General features: G+C 68.4%; 26 protein-coding genes. 16 read left to right on the top strand and 10 right to left on the bottom strand.

What is annotated here, in order from left to right; all coding sequences use genetic code 11:
* Window positions 1-20 precede the first annotated feature (20 nt).
* The 5 genes from HGB51_RS11935 to HGB51_RS11915 are packed head-to-tail and all read left to right on the top strand — an operon-like array spanning window position 21 to window position 4,664.
* Window positions 21-662 (top strand): PepSY-associated TM helix domain-containing protein, encoded by a 642-nt coding sequence (locus tag HGB51_RS11935; protein WP_070206658.1) that lies wholly within the window; start codon window positions 21-23, stop codon window positions 660-662.
* Window positions 663-693: 31 nt separating this feature from the next.
* Complete coding sequence (locus HGB51_RS11930) at window positions 694-1,212, top strand: DUF2271 domain-containing protein (protein WP_070206659.1); 519 nt, start codon at window positions 694-696, stop codon at window positions 1,210-1,212.
* 56 nt (window positions 1,213-1,268) lie between these two features.
* On the top strand, window positions 1,269-2,075 hold the full coding sequence (locus tag HGB51_RS11925) for a DUF4198 domain-containing protein (protein ID WP_070206704.1): 807 nt from the start codon (window positions 1,269-1,271) through the stop codon (window positions 2,073-2,075).
* A 4-nt stretch (window positions 2,076-2,079) separates the two neighbouring features.
* A complete protein-coding gene (locus HGB51_RS11920; protein WP_070206660.1) occupies window positions 2,080-3,057 on the top strand; it encodes an FAD:protein FMN transferase in 978 nt (325 codons plus the stop codon).
* Window positions 3,054-4,664: a sulfite reductase subunit alpha gene (locus HGB51_RS11915; protein ID WP_070206661.1), complete on the top strand. Its 1,611-nt coding sequence runs from the start codon at window positions 3,054-3,056 to the stop codon at window positions 4,662-4,664. Before HGB51_RS11920 ends, HGB51_RS11915 begins: the two co-directional genes overlap by 4 nt.
* A 155-nt stretch (window positions 4,665-4,819) precedes the next feature.
* Here the strand turns inward: HGB51_RS11915 and HGB51_RS11910 are convergent, their stop codons facing one another.
* The 4 genes from HGB51_RS11910 to HGB51_RS11895 all read right to left on the bottom strand — a co-directional run bounded on the left by HGB51_RS11910 (window position 4,820) and on the right by HGB51_RS11895 (window position 7,886).
* Window positions 4,820-5,419, bottom strand: coding sequence for a HutD/Ves family protein (locus HGB51_RS11910; protein WP_070206662.1), 600 nt, complete (start codon window positions 5,417-5,419; stop codon window positions 4,820-4,822).
* A gap of 14 nt (window positions 5,420-5,433) precedes the next feature.
* Complete coding sequence (locus tag HGB51_RS11905; RefSeq protein ID WP_084738826.1) at window positions 5,434-6,207, bottom strand: murein L,D-transpeptidase catalytic domain-containing protein; 774 nt, start codon at window positions 6,205-6,207, stop codon at window positions 5,434-5,436.
* Window positions 6,208-6,209: 2 nt separating this feature from the next.
* The gene (locus HGB51_RS11900) at window positions 6,210-7,256 is read right to left on the bottom strand and encodes a L,D-transpeptidase (RefSeq protein WP_070206663.1); all 1,047 of its coding nucleotides are present in this window, start codon (window positions 7,254-7,256) and stop codon (window positions 6,210-6,212) included.
* Window positions 7,257-7,598: 342 nt separating this feature from the next.
* Window positions 7,599-7,886, bottom strand: a complete 288-nt coding sequence (locus HGB51_RS11895) for a ComEA family DNA-binding protein (RefSeq protein ID WP_171966882.1) — start codon at window positions 7,884-7,886, stop codon at window positions 7,599-7,601.
* 243 nt (window positions 7,887-8,129) lie between these two features.
* On the opposite strand from HGB51_RS11895, the gene HGB51_RS11890 reads away from it, so the two are divergent.
* From HGB51_RS11890 to murU, 4 genes are all read left to right on the top strand, one after another.
* Window positions 8,130-9,623, top strand: coding sequence for a M20 family metallopeptidase (locus tag HGB51_RS11890; protein ID WP_070206664.1), 1,494 nt, complete (start codon window positions 8,130-8,132; stop codon window positions 9,621-9,623).
* Window positions 9,624-9,687: 64 nt separating this feature from the next.
* A complete protein-coding gene (locus HGB51_RS11885) occupies window positions 9,688-9,957 on the top strand; it encodes a GlsB/YeaQ/YmgE family stress response membrane protein (RefSeq protein WP_070206665.1) in 270 nt (89 codons plus the stop codon).
* A gap of 57 nt (window positions 9,958-10,014) precedes the next feature.
* The gene (locus HGB51_RS11880; RefSeq protein ID WP_070206666.1) at window positions 10,015-11,040 is read left to right on the top strand and encodes an aminoglycoside phosphotransferase family protein; all 1,026 of its coding nucleotides are present in this window, start codon (window positions 10,015-10,017) and stop codon (window positions 11,038-11,040) included.
* Window positions 11,037-11,738: an N-acetylmuramate alpha-1-phosphate uridylyltransferase MurU gene (gene murU / locus HGB51_RS11875; protein ID WP_070206667.1), complete on the top strand. Its 702-nt coding sequence runs from the start codon at window positions 11,037-11,039 to the stop codon at window positions 11,736-11,738. The genes HGB51_RS11880 and murU overlap by 4 nt, the downstream gene beginning before the upstream one ends.
* A 58-nt stretch (window positions 11,739-11,796) precedes the next feature.
* Here murU and hda read toward each other — a convergent pair whose 3' ends face one another.
* Genes hda through HGB51_RS11860 form a run of 3 tightly spaced genes read right to left on the bottom strand, consistent with a single transcriptional unit; the run spans window position 11,797 to window position 14,794 of the window.
* Window positions 11,797-12,507, bottom strand: coding sequence for a DnaA regulatory inactivator Hda (gene hda / locus HGB51_RS11870; RefSeq protein ID WP_070206668.1), 711 nt, complete (start codon window positions 12,505-12,507; stop codon window positions 11,797-11,799).
* Complete coding sequence (locus HGB51_RS11865; protein WP_070206669.1) at window positions 12,504-13,673, bottom strand: AI-2E family transporter; 1,170 nt, start codon at window positions 13,671-13,673, stop codon at window positions 12,504-12,506. The genes hda and HGB51_RS11865 overlap by 4 nt, the downstream gene beginning before the upstream one ends.
* A complete protein-coding gene (locus tag HGB51_RS11860; RefSeq protein ID WP_246233573.1) occupies window positions 13,670-14,794 on the bottom strand; it encodes a DUF2066 domain-containing protein in 1,125 nt (374 codons plus the stop codon). The genes HGB51_RS11865 and HGB51_RS11860 overlap by 4 nt, the downstream gene beginning before the upstream one ends.
* Window positions 14,795-14,931: 137 nt before the next feature.
* Between HGB51_RS11860 and purM the strand changes: the two genes are divergently transcribed.
* The 4 genes from purM (at window position 14,932) to HGB51_RS11840 (ending at window position 18,188) form a co-directional block, all read left to right on the top strand.
* Complete coding sequence (gene purM, locus HGB51_RS11855) at window positions 14,932-15,957, top strand: phosphoribosylformylglycinamidine cyclo-ligase (RefSeq protein WP_171966881.1); 1,026 nt, start codon at window positions 14,932-14,934, stop codon at window positions 15,955-15,957.
* An 11-nt stretch (window positions 15,958-15,968) separates the two neighbouring features.
* Window positions 15,969-16,637 carry a phosphoribosylglycinamide formyltransferase gene (gene purN, locus HGB51_RS11850; RefSeq protein WP_070206707.1) on the top strand — a complete coding sequence of 223 codons (669 nt, stop codon included), beginning with the start codon at window positions 15,969-15,971 and terminating at the stop codon, window positions 16,635-16,637.
* A gap of 67 nt (window positions 16,638-16,704) precedes the next feature.
* Window positions 16,705-17,502: a DUF3108 domain-containing protein gene (locus tag HGB51_RS11845; RefSeq protein ID WP_070206672.1), complete on the top strand. Its 798-nt coding sequence runs from the start codon at window positions 16,705-16,707 to the stop codon at window positions 17,500-17,502.
* A 2-nt stretch (window positions 17,503-17,504) separates the two neighbouring features.
* Window positions 17,505-18,188: a DUF3108 domain-containing protein gene (locus HGB51_RS11840; protein WP_070206673.1), complete on the top strand. Its 684-nt coding sequence runs from the start codon at window positions 17,505-17,507 to the stop codon at window positions 18,186-18,188.
* 39 nt (window positions 18,189-18,227) lie between these two features.
* On the opposite strand, the gene HGB51_RS11835 is transcribed toward HGB51_RS11840, so the two are convergent.
* From HGB51_RS11835 to HGB51_RS11825, 3 genes are read right to left on the bottom strand one after another with little or no spacing between them, the layout of a single operon-like run.
* The gene (locus tag HGB51_RS11835; RefSeq protein WP_070206674.1) at window positions 18,228-18,539 is read right to left on the bottom strand and encodes a hypothetical protein; all 312 of its coding nucleotides are present in this window, start codon (window positions 18,537-18,539) and stop codon (window positions 18,228-18,230) included.
* Window positions 18,536-19,807, bottom strand: coding sequence for a UDP-N-acetylglucosamine 1-carboxyvinyltransferase (gene murA, locus HGB51_RS11830; protein ID WP_070206675.1), 1,272 nt, complete (start codon window positions 19,805-19,807; stop codon window positions 18,536-18,538). The genes HGB51_RS11835 and murA overlap by 4 nt, the downstream gene beginning before the upstream one ends.
* Before the next feature lie 57 nt (window positions 19,808-19,864).
* Window positions 19,865-20,098 (bottom strand): BolA family protein, encoded by a 234-nt coding sequence (locus HGB51_RS11825; RefSeq protein ID WP_070206676.1) that lies wholly within the window; start codon window positions 20,096-20,098, stop codon window positions 19,865-19,867.
* 53 nt (window positions 20,099-20,151) lie between these two features.
* Here HGB51_RS11825 and HGB51_RS11820 point away from each other — a divergent pair, with 53 nt between their 5' ends.
* The 3 genes from HGB51_RS11820 to lptC are packed head-to-tail and all read left to right on the top strand — an operon-like array spanning window position 20,152 to window position 22,300.
* Window positions 20,152-21,153: a KpsF/GutQ family sugar-phosphate isomerase gene (locus tag HGB51_RS11820; RefSeq protein WP_070206677.1), complete on the top strand. Its 1,002-nt coding sequence runs from the start codon at window positions 20,152-20,154 to the stop codon at window positions 21,151-21,153.
* Between the two features lie 41 nt (window positions 21,154-21,194).
* A complete protein-coding gene (locus HGB51_RS11815) occupies window positions 21,195-21,743 on the top strand; it encodes a KdsC family phosphatase (RefSeq protein WP_070206678.1) in 549 nt (182 codons plus the stop codon).
* Window positions 21,740-22,300 carry an LPS export ABC transporter periplasmic protein LptC gene (gene lptC / locus HGB51_RS11810; protein WP_070206679.1) on the top strand — a complete coding sequence of 187 codons (561 nt, stop codon included), beginning with the start codon at window positions 21,740-21,742 and terminating at the stop codon, window positions 22,298-22,300. The genes HGB51_RS11815 and lptC overlap by 4 nt, the downstream gene beginning before the upstream one ends.
* The last annotated feature ends 12 nt before the right edge of the window (window positions 22,301-22,312 follow it).

Below are 22,312 nucleotides of genomic sequence, written 5' to 3'. Positions count from 1 at the left end.
TCGCTCCCCTTTCCGTGCCCGTGGCCACCAGCGCTCCTTCCACCGCCGTGCAGCAACAGCAGAGCCGGGGCTTCTGGCTCCGCACCCTGCACCAATGGCATTGGATCAGCTCAGCGGTGTGCCTGATCGGCATGCTGCTGTTCGCGGCCACGGGTATCACCCTGAATCACGCGGCCAGAATCGAGGCCACGCCGCAGGTGGTCAACCGGCAACTGGAACTGCCGGCCGAGCTGCTCGGCCAACTCGGCGACCGCACCGATGGCAACGCCCCGGTGCCCCGCCCCGCCGCGCGCTGGCTGGATCGCGAACTGGGCATTTCCGTCGGCCGCCGGCCGGCCGAGTGGTCCCCCGAGGAGATCTACCTCTCCATGCCCAGCCCCGGTGGCGACGCCTGGCTGAGCATCGACCGCGAAAGCGGCGCGGTGGAGTACGAAGCGACCTCACGTGGCTGGGTGTCGTACTTCAACGACCTGCACAAGGGGCGCAACGCGGGGCCGGCCTGGGGCTGGTTCCTCGACATCTTCGCGGTGGCCTGCCTGGTGTTCTGCATCACCGGCCTGTTCCTGCTGCACCTGCATGCCCGCCAACGGCGCATGACCTGGCCACTGGTCGGGCTCGGCCTGATGGTGCCGCTGCTGATCGCCCTGATCCTGATCCACTGACCCGCCTACCCCACCCTTCCGGAGCCGCACCATGCGCGTCACCCTCACCATCGCCCTGAGCGGCCTGCTGGCCACCTCGCCGGCCTACGCCACCACCCTGGACATCAACGTCGAGGTGCCCAAGCTCAACGTGGCCGAGTACCACCGGCCCTACGTGGCGGTGTGGCTGGAAGGCGCCGACCAGAAGGTCGCAGCCAGCCTGGCGGTCTGGTACCAGCAGACCGGCAACAGCGAAGGCCACGGCACCAAGTGGCTCCCGGACCTGCGCCAGTGGTGGCGCAAGAGCGGGCGTGAGCTGAAGGTGCCGGTGGACGGCGTGACCGGTCCGACCAAGCCGGCCGGCACCCACGCGCTGTCGTTCACCGACAAGCAGCCGGCCTTGAAGTCGCTCGCCCCGGGCAACTACACCCTGGTGGTGGAAGCGGTGCGCGAAGTCGGCGGCCGCGAGCTGCTCAAGGTTCCCTTCACCTGGCCGGCGACCGCGCCGCAGAGCGGCAAGGCCCAAGGCAGCACCGAGCTGGGCCTGGTCACGCTGTCGGCCAAGCCCTGATCTTCCCGCCGCCTTTCCCCGTGGAAGGGCGCCCTTTACCCGTCATGGAGTTGTTGATGAAGCGCTCGCTCGTCCTGGCCGCCGCCCTGGCCGCCGCACTTCCGTTCTCCGCCCTCGCCCACAAGGCCTGGCTGCAGCCGTCGCAGACCGTCATCGCCGGTGAGCACCCCTGGATCACCGTCGACGCGGCGGTGTCCAACGACCTGTTCTACTTCAACCACGTGCCGCTGCGCCTGGAAAGCCTGGTCATCACCGCGCCGGACGGCACCACCGTGCAGCCGCAGAACGCCTCCACCGGCAAGTTCCGCAGCGTGTTCGACGTCGAACTGACCCAGCAGGGCACCTACCGCCTGGCCTCGGTCAACAACGGCCTCTCGGCCAGCTGGGAAGAAGACGGCAAGCCCAAGCGCTGGCGCGGCACCGTGGCGACCTTCGCCACCGAAGTGCCGAAGAAGGCGAAGAAGCTGCAGGTCAGCCAGTCGGTCAACCGCATCGAAACCTTCGTCACCAACGGCACCCCGAACGCCACCGCGCTGGCGCCGACCAAGGTGGGCATCGAGCTGGTCGCGCTGGGCCACCCCAACGACCTGTTCTCCGGTGAGGAAGCGAAGTTCCGCGTGCTGGTCGACGGCAAGCCGCGCGCCGGCCTGGCCTTCGAAATCACCCGCGGCGGTACGCGCTATCGCAACGCCCAGGACGAGATCAAGGTCACCAGCGACAAGAACGGCGAGTTCAGCGTGACCTGGCCGGAAGCCGGCATGTACTGGCTGGAAACCAGCAGCGAGGACAAGAAGACCACGCTGAAGCAGGCGAAGTCCCGTCGTTTGAACTATGTGGCCACCCTGGAAGTGCTCCCGCAATAACCCCATGACGTCTGTGCCCCACGACATCGCCAGCCTCGGTGGTCACACCATGGGCACCACCTGGCAGGTAAAACTGACCGCCTCGCCCAACCGCGACCTGCACCCGCTGCATGCGGGCATCCAGGCGCAGCTGGACACCGTGGTGGCACAGATGAGCACGTGGGAAGCGGCAAGCGACATATCGCGTTTCAACCGCGCAGCGGCCGGCACCACCGTGCCGCTGCCGGAACTCTTCGCTGAGGTCATGCGCTGCGCACTCGATGTCGCCGAGCGCAGCAATGGCGCCTTCGATCCCACCGTCGGCCCGCTGGTGGCCCTGTGGGGCTTCGGTGCCCAGGCGCACGCACAGCGTGTACCGGATCCGGACCTGCTGGCCGCCACCCGCGCCCGCTGCGGCTGGCAGCGCCTGCACATGCAGGACGCCGCGCTGCTGCAACCGGGCGGGCTGGAGCTGGATCTCTCCGCCATCGCCAAAGGCTTCGCGGTCGACCTGGTCAGCCGCTGGCTGCGCACGCAGGGCATTGCCGCAGCGCTTGTTGAAGTGGGCGGCGAACTGCACGGTTACGGCCGCAAGCCGGACGGCCACCCGTGGCGCGTGCTGGTCGAAGCCGGCCCCGAAGAAGAGGCGCAACTGACCCATCCTCCACGCGTCCTCGCGTTGGATGACCTTGCCGTGGCCACCTCCGGCGACCGCTGGCATCAGTTCACCGCGGATGGCGCGCAGTACAGCCACACATTGGACCCGCGCGTGGGGGCACCGGTCAGCCGCGAAGCCGCCGCGCTCACGGTGGTGGCGCGTGAGGCCATGCACGCGGACGGCTGGGCCACTGCCTTGACCGTGATGGGCCACGACGAAGGCCTCGCCTTTGCCAATGCACACGGACTGGCAGCGCGCTTCGTCACCCGCACCGCGCACGGCGTTGAAGAACACCTGAGCGATGCATTCGCACACCTGCTCGCCGAACAGGGCGAGGCCGCATGAAGCGCAGCCCGTCGCGGGCGGTACTGGGCAATGTCGCGGTGATGATCGCGCTGGCGCTGCTCGCCTGGCTGCTGCTGCGCCTGCATCTCCAGGAAGACTGGTGGCGCGCCGCGCCGCTGGCCTCGCACTGGCGCTGGGCGGCCGGCAGCATCGCCGCCTACGCCGCACTGTGCGCGCTGCTGTGGTGGCGCGGTCGCAGCCGCGATGACGCGCCTGCCGACAACGGACAGGCACCGCTGCTGCTGGTCTGGGCCAGCCAGACCGGCTTCGCGCAGCAGCTGTGCGAACGCAGCGCCGAGGTGTTGCGTGCGTCCGGCATGTCCGTGCGGGTTCGGGGCCTGCACCAGGTCGATGCGCCGCTGCTGCAACAGTCCACTCGAATGCTGCTGATCGCCAGCACCACCGGCGAGGGCGACGCGCCCGACCATGCACTGCCGTTCCTGCGCCGGGTAATGCCGCAGGAGCTGGCACTGCCACACCTGCAGTACGGCGTGTTGGCGCTGGGCGACCGCAGCTATGGCCACTTCTGCGCGTTCGGCCACCAGCTCGATGCCTGGCTGCGCCAGCACGGCGCGCACCCGCTGTTCGACACCGTGGAGGTGGACAACGCCGACCCGGCCGCGCTGCGCCACTGGCAGCAACTGCTCGGCCAGCTCGGCGGCAACGCCACCGACCTGCCGGACTGGGCGCCGGCGCAGTACCAGCACTGGCAGCTGCGCGCGCGCGAACAGGTCAACGCGGGCAGCCCGGGCGCGGCCACCTGGCAGGTCGCGCTGGTCCCCGCCGACGGCGTGCTGCCGCCGTGGCAGGCCGGCGACGTGGTCGAGATCGGGCCGCAGCATGGCGCGGCCGAGGTCGATGCATGGCTGGCGCGGCATGCGCGCGACGGTGCTGCGATGGTCGAAGGGCGGTCGATGCACGACTGGCTGGCGCGCTCGCACCTGCCGGTGTTACCCGACTCGGTACCGGCCGATGACGCCGCGCTGGTGGCCGCACTCAAACCGCTGCCGCACCGCGAGTACTCGATCGCCAGCACGCCGGCCGAAGGCCAGGTTCTACTGTTGCTGCGCCGATTGTTGCGGCCGGATGGCACGCCCGGGCTGGGCAGTGGGTGGCTGTGCGACTACGCACAGCTGGGCGGGAGCATCGACCTGCGCTTCCGCAGCAATCCTAATTTCCATGCGCCCTCGGCGGAAGTTCCGTTGATCCTGATCGGCAACGGCACCGGCATAGCGGGGCTGCGTGCGCACCTGCGCGCGCGGGTCGAGCTCGGCGCCACGCGCAACTGGCTGCTGTTCGGCGAGCGCACCGCCGCGCACGATTTCCATTTCGGCCAGGACATCCAGCGCTGGCAGCGCGAAGGCATGATCGCGAAGCTGGACACGGTCTTCAGCCGCGACGGTGGCGCCCACCGTTACGTGCAGGACCGCCTGCTGGCCGAGCTGGACACCCTGCGCCAGTGGGTCCGCGAAGGCGCCACGATCCTGGTCTGCGGCAGCCTGCAGGGCATGGCCCCGGCGGTGGACGCCGTTATTGAGCAGGCATTGGGCCGCGACGGCAAGGAAGCGTTGATCGTGGCAGGCCGCTATCGCCGCGACGTGTACTGACCGGCGCACATCGCCGGTAGGGTCGCATCCCGATCGACCGCCGATAACGGTGCAACGTTCTTTGGGGCCATGACCAACGACGAACACCTTCTCCGGCACAGGTCATGCCTTCGCCGCGCCGATCATCCATACGTGCGGTCGATTGGGATGCGACCCTACCGCTGCTCCAGACGGATTGCCAGTACTTCGCCGCCTCCGCGCAATGCGTACCGGCGTCGCTCGCCCGCCGCCAGCCATGCCGTATCGCCCTGCTGCAACGCAGGCATATCCGGCTCTCCCTCGAACTCCGCTTGCCCGGCCAACAGATGAATCGCCCACGCGGTGTCCGGCTCCGTGAAGAAGAACATGCTGCCTACCAGCGGACGGTGCAGCAGTTCAGCGTGGACCTGGTCGCGCCGCCACATCAGGTTGAAGTCGTGCGTCACCCCGTCCACGAGCTCGCCGCTGACCTGCGCTTCACCGGCAAAACGCAGCCGGTCGTGCGGCGGCATCAAGGTATGAACGGCGCCGTCGGCGAAGCGCAGCCGCAACCCCTCACCCCGCAGCAGCACCAGCTCGCGCTCGATGCCGGGGAACGACGAGAACGCCGCATCCTGTTCGATCTCGGCGATCGACAACCGCACCTGCCAGTCGTCGCTGTCGGGCACGCGCAGGATCTCGCGCGTCCAGCCCAGGCCGTTGCGCCAGCGCTCGCGGCGATACTCGAAACTCGGAATGACGCGCGTGGCGGCGCTCAGGTCAGGGGCGGTCGACATGCCGCCATTGTGCCTCAGCCGCAGTCGGTGCTGAGCAGCTTCGAACGCGCCAGCCAGTCCTTGTCCGGGTAGTAGGCGAATACCATCGCCCCGCCCTGCAGGCTGTCGATCAGGGGTCGCGCCACGGTCAGGCGCACGGCGGGGCAGCCCAGGCTGCGGCCGAGCCGGCCCTGCAGGCGCGCGATGGTGGGGTTCACGTACGGCGCACCGTGGATGACGATGGCGCGGTCGCGCGCGTTGTCGTTGAAGCCCGGCTCCAGGCCATCCAGGCGCAGCGAATAGCCGTTGCCGCCCATGTAGGTTTCCTTGGCGGTGAACGCGCCAATGCTGGACATGAAGCTGCCGTCACGGTTGGAGAAGCGCTCGGTTGCATTGCTGCCGCTGTTGCGGCCATGCGCGACCCATTCCTCGAACAGCAGCTTCTGCCGGGCCAGGTCGAACACCCACATGCGCTGTTCGGTAGACGGGCGCGAATAATCGATCACGCTCAGACGGCCCGGATCGACACCCAGCTCCGGCCGCCGCAGCGCGCAGGTCATCGCCTGCGCCGCCAGCTTCAGCACCTTGCGGTCGGCATTGGGCGCCGCCCGCGCCATCATCTCGGCCATCTGGTCTGCCGGTAGCGCCGGTCGACGACCGGACTCGGCCACCACCCGACCCACCGGTAGTGCCGGCCGCTGGCCGGCTCCCGACACCGCCTGGGCCGGCCAACGGCCGGCGCTACCGGACGCATTGGGAATTGCGAGCGTCAGGACACCCAACAGCGAAAGCGAAATCCGATAGGCCATCCCTACAAGGTGGCTCCAGCCGCATCGGATTCCAATACCGGCTGCAGGTTCTGTTCATCTGCCACCGGGCGTACCGCCGGCAGGCTGGTCACCAGCAACGTGGTTCCGGGCACCAACGCCTTGTACAGCTGCGCGGCGAACGACGGCGGCAGCGCCATCGGCAGGCTGGGCGTGGCCAGCAGGTCCGGGCTGGCATTGCCCGCGCTCTGCCCCAGCAGCGGGTACGCGGTCCACTTGTGCAGCTTCTGGGTCGAATCAAGGGGGCTGGCCACGTCCGAATACCCCTGCTGCATCACGAACAGGGTGGTGCCCTCGAACGCGGGCAGCGCCTTGGCTTCCAGCCGCGACTCACCGATCAGCACGCCATCACGCAGCACGTACAGCCGCTGGTCGTGCAGGCTGACCAGGATGCCGACCTGCCCCGCAGGCGCCGCGCCGTCATTCCAGTAGTGGTCCGGCGCATCGGTGGTCTCGACCAGCGCCTTGCCGGTGCTGTTCACCGGCGCCAGCACCGCCGGGTAGGCCAGGGTCATCGGCGCGCTCTTTGCGTCGGCCACCACCACGGTGTCGCCGCGCTGGGTTTCGCCGAACAGCTTCTGCGCGAACGCCTGCGGCAAGCGCACGCAGCCGTGCGACGCCGGGTGCCCGGGCAGGTTGCCGCCGTGCAGCGCGATGCCGTCCCAGGTCAGGCGCTGCATGTAGGGCATGGGCGCGCTGTTGTAGAGGTTGGACTTGTGGTCCTTGTCCTTCTGCAGGATGGTGAACACGCCCGTAGGCGTTTCATGCCCGGGCTTGCCCGAACTGATCGTGCTCAGGCCGATGGCGATGCCGTTGCGGTACACGTAGGCGCGCTGCTCATCCAGGCTTACCACCAGCACGATTGGACCGGCCGGGGAAATCTCCGGATGCCAGAGAAACTGGCCGGGCTTGAGGTCGGTAGGGCCGGCGGGTTCTTTGATGGTGGGCGTGGTGGCTGCCCATGCAGGCGCCATTGAACCGGCTACCAGTGAGGTCAAGGCAAACGTCAGCAACCTGCGGCGTGAGGGCATCGGGTCGTTCCGTGTGGGGAGGGGTCTACGCTACACCCAAAAAGAAATTGCCCGGTCACACATCCCTGTGCGGACCGGGCAATCGTCACGTCCTTGTCGGCATCCCGCCTTCCCCCTGTGCGTCCTGCCCAGTGTGGGTGCCGGCCATGCTCCATGCACTCGGCCGTATGTTGTTCCGCCATCCCTCCCCTTCCCGGGTCTGGATGCCACCGTCCTGGTGGATCCGCGCCAGTCCTTCCGCGCTGCGTCCGTGCGTGCCGCCTCCGTGCGGCTGTCGTGGCGGCCGGCTCCTGCCTGGCCACCGTGACCGACGTCATGCCGGTCGCGACCCATCCTGTTACGTCAGCGCCTTGGAACGGGTGTCGGCGCTGCCCTCCTGGGCGGTGCCACCGTGGGCGCCGTCATGGCCCCCACCGTCATCCGTCGTCGATTCCGTTCGACCGTTGCTGTCCCTATCCCTTTCACCCGTGCCAGGTCCTCGACCCGGAGGAAAGGTCCGTGTTGTCGCCGGTACGCGACGATCGCCTGGGCCTTTTTGGGCCCCACGTTCGTCAATCCCTGCTGCAGCGTCGACGCATCGGCGGTGTTGATGTCGATCCGGTCGGCCGCCGAAGCGGTTCCCGCCAACATCAGTCCCAGCACCAGCGCCTTCCACGAAAACCAAGGCCCCACCGTGTAGCTCCCTGTGACTTCGGACCCCTCTGCTGCCGGCATCCCGTCGGAGCAATCAGTGTCCCTCGCCACATGCACACAGCCTATCGTCGACATCACCTTCACACAGCCAGCTAAATACCTGACGTCGTGTAGGGAAATCCCTACCCCTCGCTCAGGCGTAGAATGGCGGAATCAGCCACATGCACTCGGAGTTACCTGATGGACAGCGCCAAGCTCGGCCAATTCGTCAATGACAAGTGGGACAGCGAGATCGTTCCGCAATTGGTCGAATACATCCGCATTCCCAACAAATCGCCGATGTTCGACGCTAATTGGGTCGAAAACGGCTACATGGAGCAGGCCGTCACCCTGATGGAAAGCTGGGCCAAGGCCCAGAACCTGCCGGGCCTGCAGGTCGAGGTGGTGCGCCTGGAAGGCCGCACGCCGCTTCTGCTGCTGGAAATTCCCGCCACCGGCGCCGAAACCGGCGACGACACCGTGCTGCTGTACGGGCACCTGGACAAGCAGCCGGAAATGACCGGCTGGGACGACGACCTGGGCCCGTGGCTGCCGGTGCTGCGCGGCGACAAGCTGTATGGCCGTGGCGGCGCCGATGACGGCTATGCCATCTTCGGCTCGCTGGCCGCCGTGCTGGCGCTGCAGGCGCAGAACCTGCCGCACGCGCGCTGCGTGGTGCTGATCGAAGCCTGCGAGGAATCGGGCAGCTACGACCTGCCGGCCTACGTGGACCACCTGGCCGACCGCATCGGCAAGCCGTCGCTGGTGGTGTGCCTGGATTCGGGCTGCGCCAACTACGACCAGCTGTGGTGCACCACCTCGCTGCGCGGCCTGACCGGCGGCAACTTCTCGGTGAAGGTGCTCAACGAAGGCGTGCATTCCGGCGACGCCTCCGGCGTGGTGCCGTCCAGCTTCCGCCTGCTGCGCCAGCTGCTCTCGCGCATCGAGGACGAGAACACCGGCCGCATCCTGCTCGACGGCATGCACGTGGAGATTCCGGAAGAGCGCCAGGCCCAGGCCAAGCGCGCCGCCGAGGTGGTGGATACCGAGATCTTCGAGAAGTTCCCGATGGTCGACGACCTGCGTCCGATGAACGACGACCTGACCGAGCTGGTGCTCAACCGCACCTGGCGCCCGGCGCTGTCGGTGACCGGCGTGGACGGCATGCCGCCGCTGGCCTCGGCCGGCAACGTGCTGCGCCCGCATACCGCCGTGAAGCTGTCGCTGCGCCTGCCGCCGACCGCCGACGGCAAGGCCTGCGGCGAGCTGCTGAAGGAAGCACTGCTGCGCGACCCGCCGAACGGCGCGGAAGTGAAGCTGGACCTGGAAAAGGCCTCGTCGGGCTGGAACGCACCGGCGATGGCGCCGTGGCTGACCCAGGCCATCGACGATGCCAGCCAGACCTTCTTCGGCAAGCCGGCGATGTACATGGGCGAAGGCGGCTCGATCCCGTTCATGGGCATGCTGGGCGAGAAGTTCCCGGGTGCGCAGTTCATGATCACCGGCGTGCTGGGCCCGCATTCCAACGCGCACGGCCCGAACGAGTTCCTGCACATCCCGATGGGCAAGCGCGTGACCGCGTGCGTGTCCAAGGTGATCAGCGAGCACTACGCGGCCAGCCTGCGCGGTGAGACCAGCGGTTCGCCGGTGGCGGCCGACAGCGGTACCCGCCACGGTGGGCATGGTTGCTGCTGACAGGTAGACGCGGAGGGACGCAGCCTTTTGATAGGCTGCGTCCATCTCCCGCAGGAATCACACGATGGACGGTCTGTTCGGCAGCTCCAGCTGGCTCTACATCATCCTGGTCGGTTTCATCGTCGGCCTGTTCGGGCGCTTCTTCATGCCCGGCAACAACCGCATGGGCTGCCTGCTGACCATCGTGCTCGGCATCGTCGGTGCACTGGTCGCCGGCTGGTTCGGCCAGTACATGGGCTGGTACTCGCGCGGTGAACCGGCCGGTTTCGTCGGCGCCATCCTCGGTGCGATCGCGGTACTGGCCGTGCTCCGGCTGTTCAGCGGCAAACGCTGATCCCCCTCCCCTTTCCTTCCACGCGCGCCTCCCGGCGCCGCTTCGACGTACCTGTCCATGAACGATCCCGCTTCCGACCCGCTGCGCGCCGAACTCCGCCGGCAGTGGACCGCCACCGCGCTGGGCGACCCCGATCTGCATCTGGACCGGGCCTCGGTCGATGCCGGTTTCCGCAGCTACTGGCGCGCCACCAGCGCGCACGGCAGCCACATCGTGATGGACTCGCCACCGGGGCTGGAAGATGTGCGCCCGTGGCTGCGCATGCACGACCTGCTGGAACCCAACGGCGTGCGCGTGCCGCGCGTGCTGGCCCGCGATGAAGAGCAGGGCTTCCTGCTGCTGGAAGACCTGGGTGGGCCCACCCTGGCCCGGCATATCGACGACGACAACGCCGACGCGTGGTTCGACGCCGCCTTCGCGCAGCTGATCCGCCTGCAGTCGATCCCGGTGCCGGAGGGCATGGGCTCGTTCGGTGAGGCGCTGCTGCAACGCGACGCCGGCCTGTTCGACGAGTGGTTCCTGCAACGCCACCTCGGCCTGCAGCTGGACTGCGGCGAGATCGAGCAGCTGCAGCTGGCGCATCGGCGCCTGATGGACAACGCGCTGCAGCAGCCGCAGGTGCTCACCCACCGCGACTTCATGCCACGCAACCTGATGCCGGTCGAGCCCGGCCCGGCCGTGCTCGACTTCCAGGACCTGGTGCGGGGGCCGATTGCCTATGACCCGGTCAGCCTGTTCAAGGATGCGTTCCTGAGCTGGCCATTGGAGAAGGTCGACGCCTGGCTGGCGCGCTATCACGCACAGGCGCTGGCCGCCGGGCTGCCGGTGCGCCCGTGGCCGCAGTTCCTGCGCGACGCCGACTGGATGGGCGTGCAGCGCCACCTGAAGATCCTCGGCCTGTTCGTGCGCCTGCGCGACCGCGACGGCAAGGGTCATTACTTCGCCGACGCGCCGCGCTTCATCCGCTACCTGGACGAAGTGCTGCCGCGCCACCCGGAGCTTGCCGGGTTGAACACGCTGCTGCAGGAGCGGATCAAACCCGCGATGGCGGCACTGGCGCTGCCGGTGTCCAGCCGCGCATGAAGGCGATCATCTTCAGCGCCGGCAAGGGCGAACGCATGCGTCCGCTGACGCTCACCACGCCCAAGCCGCTGCTGGTGGCCGGTGGCAAACCGTTGATCGTATGGCACCTGGAACGGCTGGCGGCGGCGGGTGTCGACGACGTGGTGATCAACACGTCGTGGCTCGGCGACCAGTTCGAACCGGCGCTGGGCGACGGCAGCCGCTGGAACGTGCGCCTGCATTTCGTCGACGAAGGCGCGGTGCCGCTGGAGACCGGTGGCGGCATCCTCAACGCATTGCTGCTGCTGGGCGACGCACCGTTCCTGGTCGTTAATGGCGACGTGTGGACGGACGTGGACTTCGCCACCCTGCCCCGCGACCCTGCAGGCGACGCGCACCTGGTGCTGGTCGACAACCCCGTGCAGCACCCGCGCGGTGATTTCATCCTGCACGCCGATAGCCATGTCAGTGACACCGGCGATGCGCCGCGGCTCACCTATGCGGGCGTGGGAATCTTCCGCCCCACCATCCTCAATGGATGGCGCGACGTGATCGGCCCCACCGAAGGTGCGGCAGCCACCCCGCCGCAGTTCGGCCTGGCACCGATGATGCGGCATGCGATGAAACACGGCCGCGTGACCGGGCAGCATCACGACGGGCGCTGGACCGATGTCGGGACGCCAGAGCGCCTGGCCAAGTTGGACGAATCCCTGCGGTAGAGCCACGCCCTGCGTGGCTGCGACATCCGACCAAAACCCAGCCACGCAGGGCGTGGCTCTACCGGATATGCGAACCCTCTTCCACCACCTGCCGCAAGAACGGCACCGTGATCCGCCTTTGCGCGGCCAGCGATTCGCGGTCCAGCCAGTCCAGCAGGCTGACCAGGCTGCCCAGCTCGCGGCCGGTGCGGGTCAGCAGCCATTCGATGGCCGCTTCATCGATCGACAAGCCACGCCGCGCCGCGCGCTCGCGCAGCACCGCCGCGCGGCCTTCGTCGTCCAGCGGCTGCAGCACCACGCGCACACACTGCTGCAGGCGCGAGCGCAGGTCCGGCAGCACCAGTCCCAGCCGGTCCGGCGCGTGCTGTGCGGTGTACAACAGGGTGATGCCGGCGCTGCGCGCACGATTGTGGAAATCGAACAGCGCCACTTCGTCCTCGCGATGCCCCGCCACCGCATCCAGCCCGTCCAGCGCGACCAGGTCGCGACCTTCCAGCGACTCCAGCGCCGCGCGGGTGCGCCCCACCACCGCCTTCAACGGCAGGTAGGTCGGCTGCCGCCCGGCCTGTTCGGCCAGCGAACACATCGCCAGCGCCTGGTGGGTCTTGCCGGTGCCGGCCGCACCTTCCAGGTACACCCAGTGCTGGTCCGCGCCCACGGCGATCGCGCGCAGCTGCGCCAGCGCACCGTCGGGTGCGCCGATGAAGGTTTCCAGTCGCTCGTCCTGCGGGTAGCGCAGGGCAAGCGGCAGCTGCGGAACAACACTCACTTCAGGTCTTGGCCCTTGGACGTGTCGATGATCACGGTCTGCCGGTCGACATGCGTTTCGATCACGATCGCGTTCGGCTCACCGGCGTACAGCTCGCTCTCGCGGTAGCGCAGGTGCGCATAACGCAGCAGCACGTTGCTCACCGCCGCCACCGGCAACGCCAGCAGCATGCCGAGGAAGCCGAACAGCTGGCCCCCGGCCATCACTGCGAAGATCACCGCCACCGGGTGCAGGCCGATCTTGTCGCCGACGATTCGCGGGGTGAGCACGTAGCTTTCCAGCAGCTGGCCCACGGTGAACACCACGCCGACCAGGATCAGCAGCTTCAGGTCGAAGCCCTGCGCCTGTACCAGCGCGGCCAACACCGCCATGACGATGCCGGTGGTGGCGCCCAGGTACGGAATGAAGCTGATCAGGCCGGCAACCAGGCCGATCAAGAGGCCCAGCTTCAGGCCCACCAGCGACAGCCCGATCGCGTAGATCAGGCCCAGCGCCACCATGACCAGGAACTGGCCACGGATGAACGCCCCCAGCACGTCGTTGGACTCACGCGCCAGCTTGGTGATGGTGCCCACGTGGTTGCGCGGAATGGTCGAAGCCACGCGCTCGACCAGCTTGTCCCAGTCGCGCAGGAAGTAGAACGCCAGGATCGGCAGCAGCAGGATGTTGACCACCCAGGTCACCATCGCAAAGCCCGACCGCGAGACGTAGCCGAAGAAGGTCTTGGCAACGCCGCCGGCCTGTTCCCAGTGGCTGCGCACCCAGTCGATCAGCCGGTCCGGTTCCAGCCACGGCATGATCTCCATCCCGGTCTTCTGCTCGAACCAGGGAATGGCGTTCTGCATCAGCCACTGCTGGACCTGCGGAATGGCCGCGATCAGGGTCGAGATCTGCCGCTCGATCATCGGCACCAGAATCAGCAGCGCGGCGGTGATCACCAGCACCATGGCCAGGAACACCAGGATCACACCGGTGTTGCGCGACCGGCCGGTGGCCTCGATCCGGTCGACCAGCGGGTCGCCGAGCCAGGCCAGAGCCAAGGCCAGCACGAACGGGGTCAGGATCGGGGCCAGCAGCCACACCACCCAACCGACCGCCAGTGCAAACAGGATGTACTTGATACGGCGCAGGAACTGCGCGATCTCGGCTTCCGGAGTGAGGATCATCGCAGGCGGTACTCATTGCTGGCCGGAGGCGGCGGGGTGCCGGGCGCGGCATCTTCGTCGATCGGCACCGGCAGCGGCGCCAGCGGCACGATCACGCCGTTCTCGCCGAGCATGCGGTTCAGCCCGGGCAGGCCGGTGGTCAGCTCCAGCGCCAGCTCCAGGCGGTTGCCCGAGGCGCGGACCGGGGTGATGTTGCGCACCACCGGGCTCTCGCGCAGGCCGGCGGCCAGGCGCAGGTAGTCCTCGGCGCTGTTCAGCCCGGTCACCACGATGGTGTAGGTGCCGGCCGCGCCAGTGGCGGCACCGGCCTTGGCGTAGCGGCGCACCAATGCATCGGCGGTGCCGTCGGCGCCGCCGGCCATCGCGCGGCGGGCGTCGCTGTCATTGGTGGTCCACTTGTTCAGCTCCCTGCCGCCATCCACGAACACCCAGTCGGCCACCCAGCCGCCGGTCTTGTCGCGGTACAGCTTGCCGACCAGCTGCATCGGCGGGGAGTAACGCGAGGAGGCACGGGCCACCGCGGCGGTGTCCTGGCGCCAGATCGCGCCGACCAGGGCCTGCTCGGCGGCGCTGCCGGTGGGCAGGCCGAGCTTGTAGCCCCGCTCGATGGCGCGGTTCAGCAGCGGCCGGGCCGCGTTGGCCTGCTGCACGGTGACCAGGCGCGGGCCGCTGCCGTCGTCGATGGCCAGCCAGACCACCGGCTTGGGCCGCGGCTGCGGCCACAGCGGCAGGCCCAGGGCCGAGATCAGCCCGTCCACGTCGTCCTGGCGGAACCGGGCCACCAGCATGGTGCGGTAGCTGGGCGCGCCGCTGGCCGAGGTGCTCTGGTCCTGGCGGTAGTCGTAGCTGGCCACGTAGTTCCTGGCGTCGCGCAGGGACTGCATCACACCCGGGCGGGTGATCACGCTGCGGTCGCCGGACAGTTTGGCCAGCACGTTGCCCAGTGCGCGGGCCAGGGCCCCGTTGCGGTCGGCTTCGCCCTGGCTGTTGACCGGCACTTCGGCCTCGTAGGCACCGCTGGCCGTGGCCACGTCGCCTTCGGTGCGCAGGCCGCTCTGGGCCATCGTGGCCACCGGAAGGCAAAGCGCGAGGATCATCATTACTAATAGGCTGCGGCGCATCAGGACTTCCATTGAGCGTATACGGGGGGAATTGTTGCCCGAATAGGGCCTGCGCGCCAACGTGGCCTGTTAAAATCCCGCTTTCACCCCAGCGCAGCCCGACGCCCGTGACCAATTCCCCGTCCAACCCCTCCCCCCTGACCTACCGCGACGCCGGCGTCGACATCGACGCGGGCAACGAACTGGTCGAGCGCATCAAGCCGTTGGTGAAGCGGAGCTTCCGGCCGGAAGTGATGGGTGGCCTGGGCGGGTTCGGCGCCCTGTTCGACCTGTCCAGCAAGTACCGCGAACCGGTGCTGGTCTCGGGCACCGACGGCGTCGGCACCAAGCTGAAGCTGGCACAACAGCTGGGCCGCCACGACACGATCGGCATCGACCTGGTCGCCATGTGCGTGAACGACGTGCTGGTGCAGGGCGCCGAGCCGCTGTTCTTCCTGGACTACTTCGCCACCGGCAAGCTGGACATCGACACCGCCGCGGCGGTCGTGGGCGGCATCGCCAACGGCTGCACCGAGGCCGGCTGCGCGCTGATCGGCGGCGAGACCGCTGAAATGCCCGACATGTATGCCCCGGGCGAGTACGACCTGGCCGGCTTCACCGTGGCCGGCGTGGAAAAGAGCGAGCTGAAGGACGGCGCCAGCGTGGCCGAAGGCGACGTGCTGATCGGCATCGCCTCCTCGGGTCCGCATTCCAACGGCTACTCGCTGGTGCGCCGCATCTACGACCGCGCCGGCCAGCCGGCCGAGCTGGAGCTGGAAGGCGGGGTCAAGCTGGTCGACGCGCTGATGGCGCCGACCCGCCTGTACGTCAAGCCGATCCTGGCCCTGCTCAAGGCGCACGGCCCGGCCATCCACGGCATGGCCCACATTACCGGTGGCGGCCTGACCGAGAACATCATCCGCGTGGTGCCCGAAGGCCTGGGCCTGGACATCGACGCCGCCTCTTGGACCCTGCCGCCGGTGTTCCAGTGGCTGCAGAAGGAAGGCGCCGTGGCCGACAGCGAGATGTGGCGCACCTTCAACTGCGGCATCGGTTTCGTGCTGATCGTCGCCCCGGACCAGGTCGCCACCGTTTCGGCGGCCGTCGAAGCCGAGGGCCTGGCCCAGTGGACCATCGGCAAGGTCACCGCCGCCAGCGGCACCGAGCGCGTGCGGATCGGCTGAGGCACCCCGTGGTGTCTGCCCTCCCGCCGCGCAGCCGCATCGCGGTACTGGCCTCGGGCCGTGGCAGCAACCTGCAGGCGATCGTGGACGCGATCGCTGCGGGGTCACTGCACGCCGAAGTGGTAGCGGTGCTGTCCGACAAGCCCGACGCCTCGGCACTGAACAAGGTGCCGCCGGAGCGGCGCTGGGCGCAGTCGCCCAAGGCGTACGCCGACCGCGCCGCCTTCGATGCCGCGCTGGGCGATGCGCTGGCCGGGTTCGCGCCGGACTGGGTGGTGTGCGCCGGCTACATGCGCATCCTGGGCGAGGCCTTCGTGCAGCGCTTCAGCGGGCGCCTGATCAACATCCACCCGTCGCTGCTGCCGCTGTACAAGGGCCTGCACACCCATGCGCGGGCGCTGGAGGCCGGCGACGCCGAGGCCGGGGCGAGCGTGCACTTCGTGGTTCCCGAACTGGATGCCGGCACCGTGCTGGCCCAGGCCCGGGTGCCGGTGCTGCCCGGCGACACGGCCGACACGCTGGCCCAGCGGGTACTCGCGGTCGAACACCCGCTGCTGATCGCCAGCCTGCAGTGGCTGGTGGCCGGTCGCGTAGCTGAACGGGAGGGACAGCTCGAGGTCGATGGCAACCCCCTGTTCAGTCCTCTCCGCCTAGATTGCGCCGGAATGCATACCCGTTAGCACTGGCGCACACGCGCCGCTGACCCGGGCGCTGGCATCCTCCCCACTCCCCCGCTCCTGCGCGCGTATGAAAAAGATCCTGTCCAAGCCCGTGCTGCTGCTTGCGTCCCTGCTCTGCACCGTGGCCATCGCCCAGGCGCAGGAAACGCCCGCACCCGTTGCGCCGCCCGCGCCGGAACTGACCGTGCTGCCGCCGCCGGCCGCGTGGGAACCGCCCCCGCTGGAGCCGTTCACCGCCACCTACCAGGCCCTGTACAAGGGCAAGGAAGCCGGCGATGCCACCATGCGCGTCACCCACACCGGTGGCGACCAGTGGCGGGTGGACATGCAGGTGGTGGGCCGGCATGGCTTTGCCAGCGTGCTGGGCCTGAACCTGGAACAGAGCACGGTCTTCGAAAAGCAGGGCGCCACCTACGTGCCGCTGAGCCAGGCCACCGTGCGCAAGGGCCTGTTCCTGGGCAAGAAGGTCACCGGCACCTACGACTGGAAGGCCGGCACCGCGCAGTGGCTGGGCGACCTGAAGAAGGAACGCACCCAACCCATTCCGCTGCAGCCTGGCGACCAGAGCGCGCTGCTGATCAACCTGGCGATCATGCGCGACGCGCGCCCGGGCCAGCAGATGCATTACCGTTATGTCGATGTGGGCCGGGTCCGCCAGCACGACTACCAGGCCGCGCCGGAAACCGAGAACGTCGAGGTCGGCGAGCTGTCCTACAACGCGCTGCGGGTGTTCCGCACCAACGGCGGCAATGACGAAACCATCCTCTGGATCGCCAACGGGGTTCCGACTCCGGTGCGCATCCTGCAACGCGAAGACGGTCAGGATCGTATCGACCTGCGCCTGATCGAATACCAAGGAGTCTGAGCATGACCATCCTCTCCCGTCCCCTGTCCTGGATCGCTGCCGGTACGTTGGCGGTCGTCAGCCTGCCCGCCCTGGCACTGCAGCCGTTCACCGCCGAGTACCAGGCCAACTACATGGGCGTGCAGGCCCCGGGCAAGATGACCCTGAAGCAGGTCGACGGCAACAAGTGGCAGTACAGCCTGGACGTCAGCAACCAGCTGGCCACGCTGAGCCAGAACACCACCTTCGACGAAGCCAATGGCGTGCTGCGCCCGCTCAGCAGCCAGGACCGTTCGCTGCTGCTGGTGAAGAAGCGCAACGTGCAGGCCAACTACGACTGGTCGAAGAAGCAGGCCACCTGGACCGGCGACATCAAGCCGGACCGTGCCGGTCCCGTCGCACTCAAGGCCGGCGACATGGACGCACTGCTGATCAACCTGGCGATCGCCCGCGATTTCGCCGCCGGCAAGCCGCTGACCTACCGCATGGTCGACGAAGGCCGGATCAAGCCGATGACCTACAAGGTCGGCGGCACCGAGAACGTGACCGTGGCCGGCAAGACCTACGCCACCACCAAGGTCTCGCGCGTGGACGGCGACAAGGAACTGATTGCCTGGGTCTCCAAGGACCTGCCGGTGCCGGTGCGCCTGCTGCAGCGCGAAAAGGGCAAGGACGCGCTCGACCTGACCATCCGGTCGTTCAAGTAACCGCGAAATGAAACAAGGCCCGCATCTGCGGGCCTTGTTTCATTTCGCCGGCGTGTCCGCCTGGAAGACCGTCCTGCAGTCCACGCGGATCTGCTCGTTGGTCTTGCGCCAGTAAAACGCGCGGCAGTGGCGGTTGCCGTCTTCGGTCTTGTTCACGCCCACCGCGTAGAACGACTGCAGCACCTCGGTACGGCTGACCGTGCCGTCGCCGTTCCAGTCCATGTCCTGCTGTTCCAGGCCCTGGGTGATCGCGATATCGGCGTACCAGGCGTAGCCCAGCCAGCCCAGCACGACCAGCACCAGGATCAGCAGCGCCTTGCGGCGGCGGGTGAACTGGCCGCGCAGGATCATGCGACGCGCCGGATGGTGGCGCCGAGCGAGGACAGCTTTTCTTCGATGTTCTCGTAGCCGCGGTCCAGGTGGTAGATGCGGTCGATGGTGGTGTCACCCTCGGCCATCAGCCCGGCCAGGATCAGCGACGCCGACGCACGCAGGTCGGTGGCCATCACCGGCGCACCGCTCAGCTGTTCGGACCCCCGCACGATCGCGGTATGGCCTTCGACCTGGATGTCCGCGCCGAGGCGCAGCAGTTCGTTGACGTGCATGAAACGGTTTTCGAAGATCGTTTCATTGATCACGCCCACGCCTTCGGCCACGCAGTTGAGCGCCATGAACTGCGCCTGCATGTCGGTCGGGAACGCCGGGTACGGTGCGGTGGTCAGGTTGACCGCACGCGGCCGCTTGCCGTGCATGTCCAGGGTGATGCTGTCTTCCGTGGTTTCGATCGTCGCACCGGCTTCGACCAGCTTGGACAGCACCGCGTCCATGGTGTTCGGGCGCGCGCGGTTGACCGTGACCTTGCCGCCGGTCATCGCCGCGGCGACCAGGAAGGTGCCGGTTTCGATGCGGTCGGGTAGCACTTCGTGGCGGCCGCCGGACAGGCGCTCGACGCCTTCGATCACCAGCCGTGCGGTGCCCAGGCCTTCGATCTTCGCGCCCAGCGCGATCAGGCAATGCGCCAGGTCGGTGACTTCCGGCTCCATCGCCGCGTTGTCCAGCACGGTGGTGCCTTCGGCGAGCACGGCGGCCATCAGCACGTTCTCGGTGCCGGTTACGCTGACCATGTCGAAGGTGAAGTGCGCACCCTTCAGGCGCTTGGCGTGGGCCTTGATGAAGCCGTTCTCGACCACGATCTCCGCACCCAGCGCCTGCAGGCCCTTGATGTGCTGGTCGACCGGACGCGAGCCGATCGCGCAGCCGCCGGGCAGCGACACTTCGGCTTCGCCGAAGCGGGCCAGCAGCGGGCCCAGCACCAGGATCGAGGCGCGCATGGTCTTGACCAGCTCATACGGGGCCACGTGCTGGTTGACCGGACGCGGGTCGACCACGATCGCGCTGCCGCGCGACAGCGTGCCCTGGTCGATGGTGACCTTGGCGCCGAGCTCGCCGAGCAGCTTCACCGTGGTGACCACGTCGTGCAGGTGCGGCACGTTGGTGATCTCCACCGGTGCGTCGGCCAGCAGGGTCGCGCACAGGATGGGGAGGACGGCGTTCTTGGCGCCGGAAATGTTCACTTCACCGTGCAGCGGCTTGCCGCCGGTCACTACGATCTTGGCCATGGAACCTGCAGATAGGAAGGGGGAATGGAAATGGGGGTGGTGCCGGCCGTCGGCCACTTACTTCGCCGCTTCGGCCGCGGTCACGGTCTTCAGCGCCAGCGCGTGGATCGCCCCGCCCATCAGATCACCCAGGGTGGCGTAGACCATGCGGTGGCGGGCCAGGGGGAGCTTGCCGGCAAAGGCGTCGCAGACCACGGTGGCCTCGAAATGCACGCCGTCGTCGCCCTGCACGTCCGCGCGGGCGCCCGGCAGGCCGGTTTCGATCAAATTGCGGATGGTCTCGGCGTCCAACGGGCTTTCCTAATAAAATGAGGGCTCATTCTACTCTTCCGCGTGGCGCCCGCATGGCTGTATCGCCCCTGCCCCCCTCATCGACCGACCCGGCCGCGCTGGTCGCCAGCGGCCGCCGCGTGTTCGAGATCGAGCGCGACGCCCTTGCCGCGGTGGCCGAGCGGCTGGGCGATGGCTTCAGCCGGGCCTGCCAGCTGGTGCTGGAGAGCCGCGGCCGCGTGGTGGCCACCGGCATGGGCAAGTCCGGCCACGTGGCGCGCAAGATCGCCGCCACCCTGGCTTCGACCGGTACCCCGGCCTTCTACGTGCACCCCGGCGAAGCCGGCCACGGCGACCTGGGCATGATCACCGAGGCCGACGTGGTGCTGGCGCTGTCCTATTCGGGCGAATCGGACGAAGTGCTGATGCTGCTGCCGGTGCTCAAGCGCCAGGGCAACCGCCTGATCGCCATGACCGGCCGCCCCGGCTCGTCGCTGGCGCTGGCCGCCGACGTGCACCTGGACGTGAGCGTGCCGGCCGAGGCCTGCCCGCTGGCGCTGGCCCCGACCTCCAGCACCACCGCCTCGCTGGCGATGGGCGACGCCCTGGCCGTGGCCCTGCTCGACGCGCGCGGCTTCACCGCCGACGACTTCGCCCGCTCGCACCCGGCCGGCAGCCTGGGCCGGCGCCTGCTGCTGCACATCACCGACGTGATGCACAGCGGCGATGAACTGCCCAAGGTGGGCGAAACCGCCAGCCTGAGCGAGGCCCTTGTCGAAATGAGCCGCAAGCGGCTGGGCATGACCGCCGTGGTCGATGCCGACCAGCGCCTGGTCGGCCTGTTCACCGACGGCGACCTGCGCCGGGCCCTGGACAGCGACCTGGACGTGCGCAGCGCGCGGATCGTCGATGTGATGACGCGGACCCCGCGCACCATCGGCGCCGACCAGCTCGCCGTGGAAGCGGCCCGGGTCATGGAAACCCAGCAGATCAACGGCCTGATCGTGGTCGATGGCGACGGCCGCGCGGTCGGCGCACTCAACATTCATGACCTGTTGCGGGCCCGGGTGGTTTAAACCACAGTGGCACTCCTCCATTCATCTGACCTGCGTACCTGATGCCCTATTCCCCGTTGCCCGGTTTCCCGTCCCACCTGCATGCCGCCGCCGGCCGTATCCGGCTGGCCTGTTTCGACGTGGACGGCACGCTCACCGATGGTCGGCTCTACTACGACCGTGACGGCAACGAGAGCAAGGCGTATTACGTGCAGGACGGACTGGGCCTGAAACTGCTGCAGCAGCACGGCATCCACCCCGTGCTGATCACCGCGCGCAACAGCCTGTCGGCGCTCAAGCGCGGCGCCGACCTGGGCATCGACACCCAGATCGCGGTCGGCGACAAGCTGGCCAGCGTGCGGGTGCTGTGCGAACAGCACGGCATCGGCCTGGACCAGGTCGCCTTCATGGGCGACGACCTGCCCGACCTGGCGCCGCTGTGCGCGGTCGGGCTGGCGGTGGCCCCGGCCAACGCCCACCCCTGGATCGCCGAGCGCGTGCACTGGCAGACCCGTGCAGACGGCGGCCGCGGTGCCGCGCGCGAGCTGTGCGACGTGCTGCTGGCCACACAGGGCCACGTGGACGCGGTGCTGGCGAGGTTCGGCGCATGAGCCTGCGTACCGCACTGGGTGGCCTGCTGCTGGTTGCCGCCGTGCTCAGCGGCTGGGCGCTGCTGCGCGACCGCGACAAGGCGCCGGAGGCGACCGGCGACGACGCCAGCCGCGACTACGTGCTGCACGACTTCGAGATCGTCGCGCTGGACGAACAGGGCCGCGAGTCGACCACGCTGCGCGCGCCGCTGCTGGAGCGCACCCGCAGCGATGAGACGATGACCATCCAGACCCCCCTGTTCCTGCTGCCCGACCGCGACGGCAACCACTGGGAACTGCGCAGCGACACCGGCTGGGTCAGCGCCAACGGCGACAAGCTGCGCCTGACCGGCAACGTCAGTGGCGACAGCCCGCGCGTGCCGACGGTGCCGCCGACCACCTTCCGGACCGAGCAGCTGGACGTGTTCCCGAATGAAAACCGGGCCACCTCCGACGGCCTGGTCACCCTGACCCGGCCGGGCATGATCCAGTCCGGGGTAGGCTTCGCCCTGAACTCCAGCGACAAGACCTATCAGTTCCTGAGCCAGGTCAAGACCCGATACACGCCCCGCCAATGACCCGCTCCGATG

Source organism: Stenotrophomonas bentonitica (genome assembly GCF_013185915.1).
Lineage (GTDB): Bacteria > Pseudomonadota > Gammaproteobacteria > Xanthomonadales > Xanthomonadaceae > Stenotrophomonas > Stenotrophomonas bentonitica.
The sequence above is the reverse complement of the archived record's forward strand: the minus strand, read 5'-3'. Positions and strand labels throughout refer to the sequence as shown.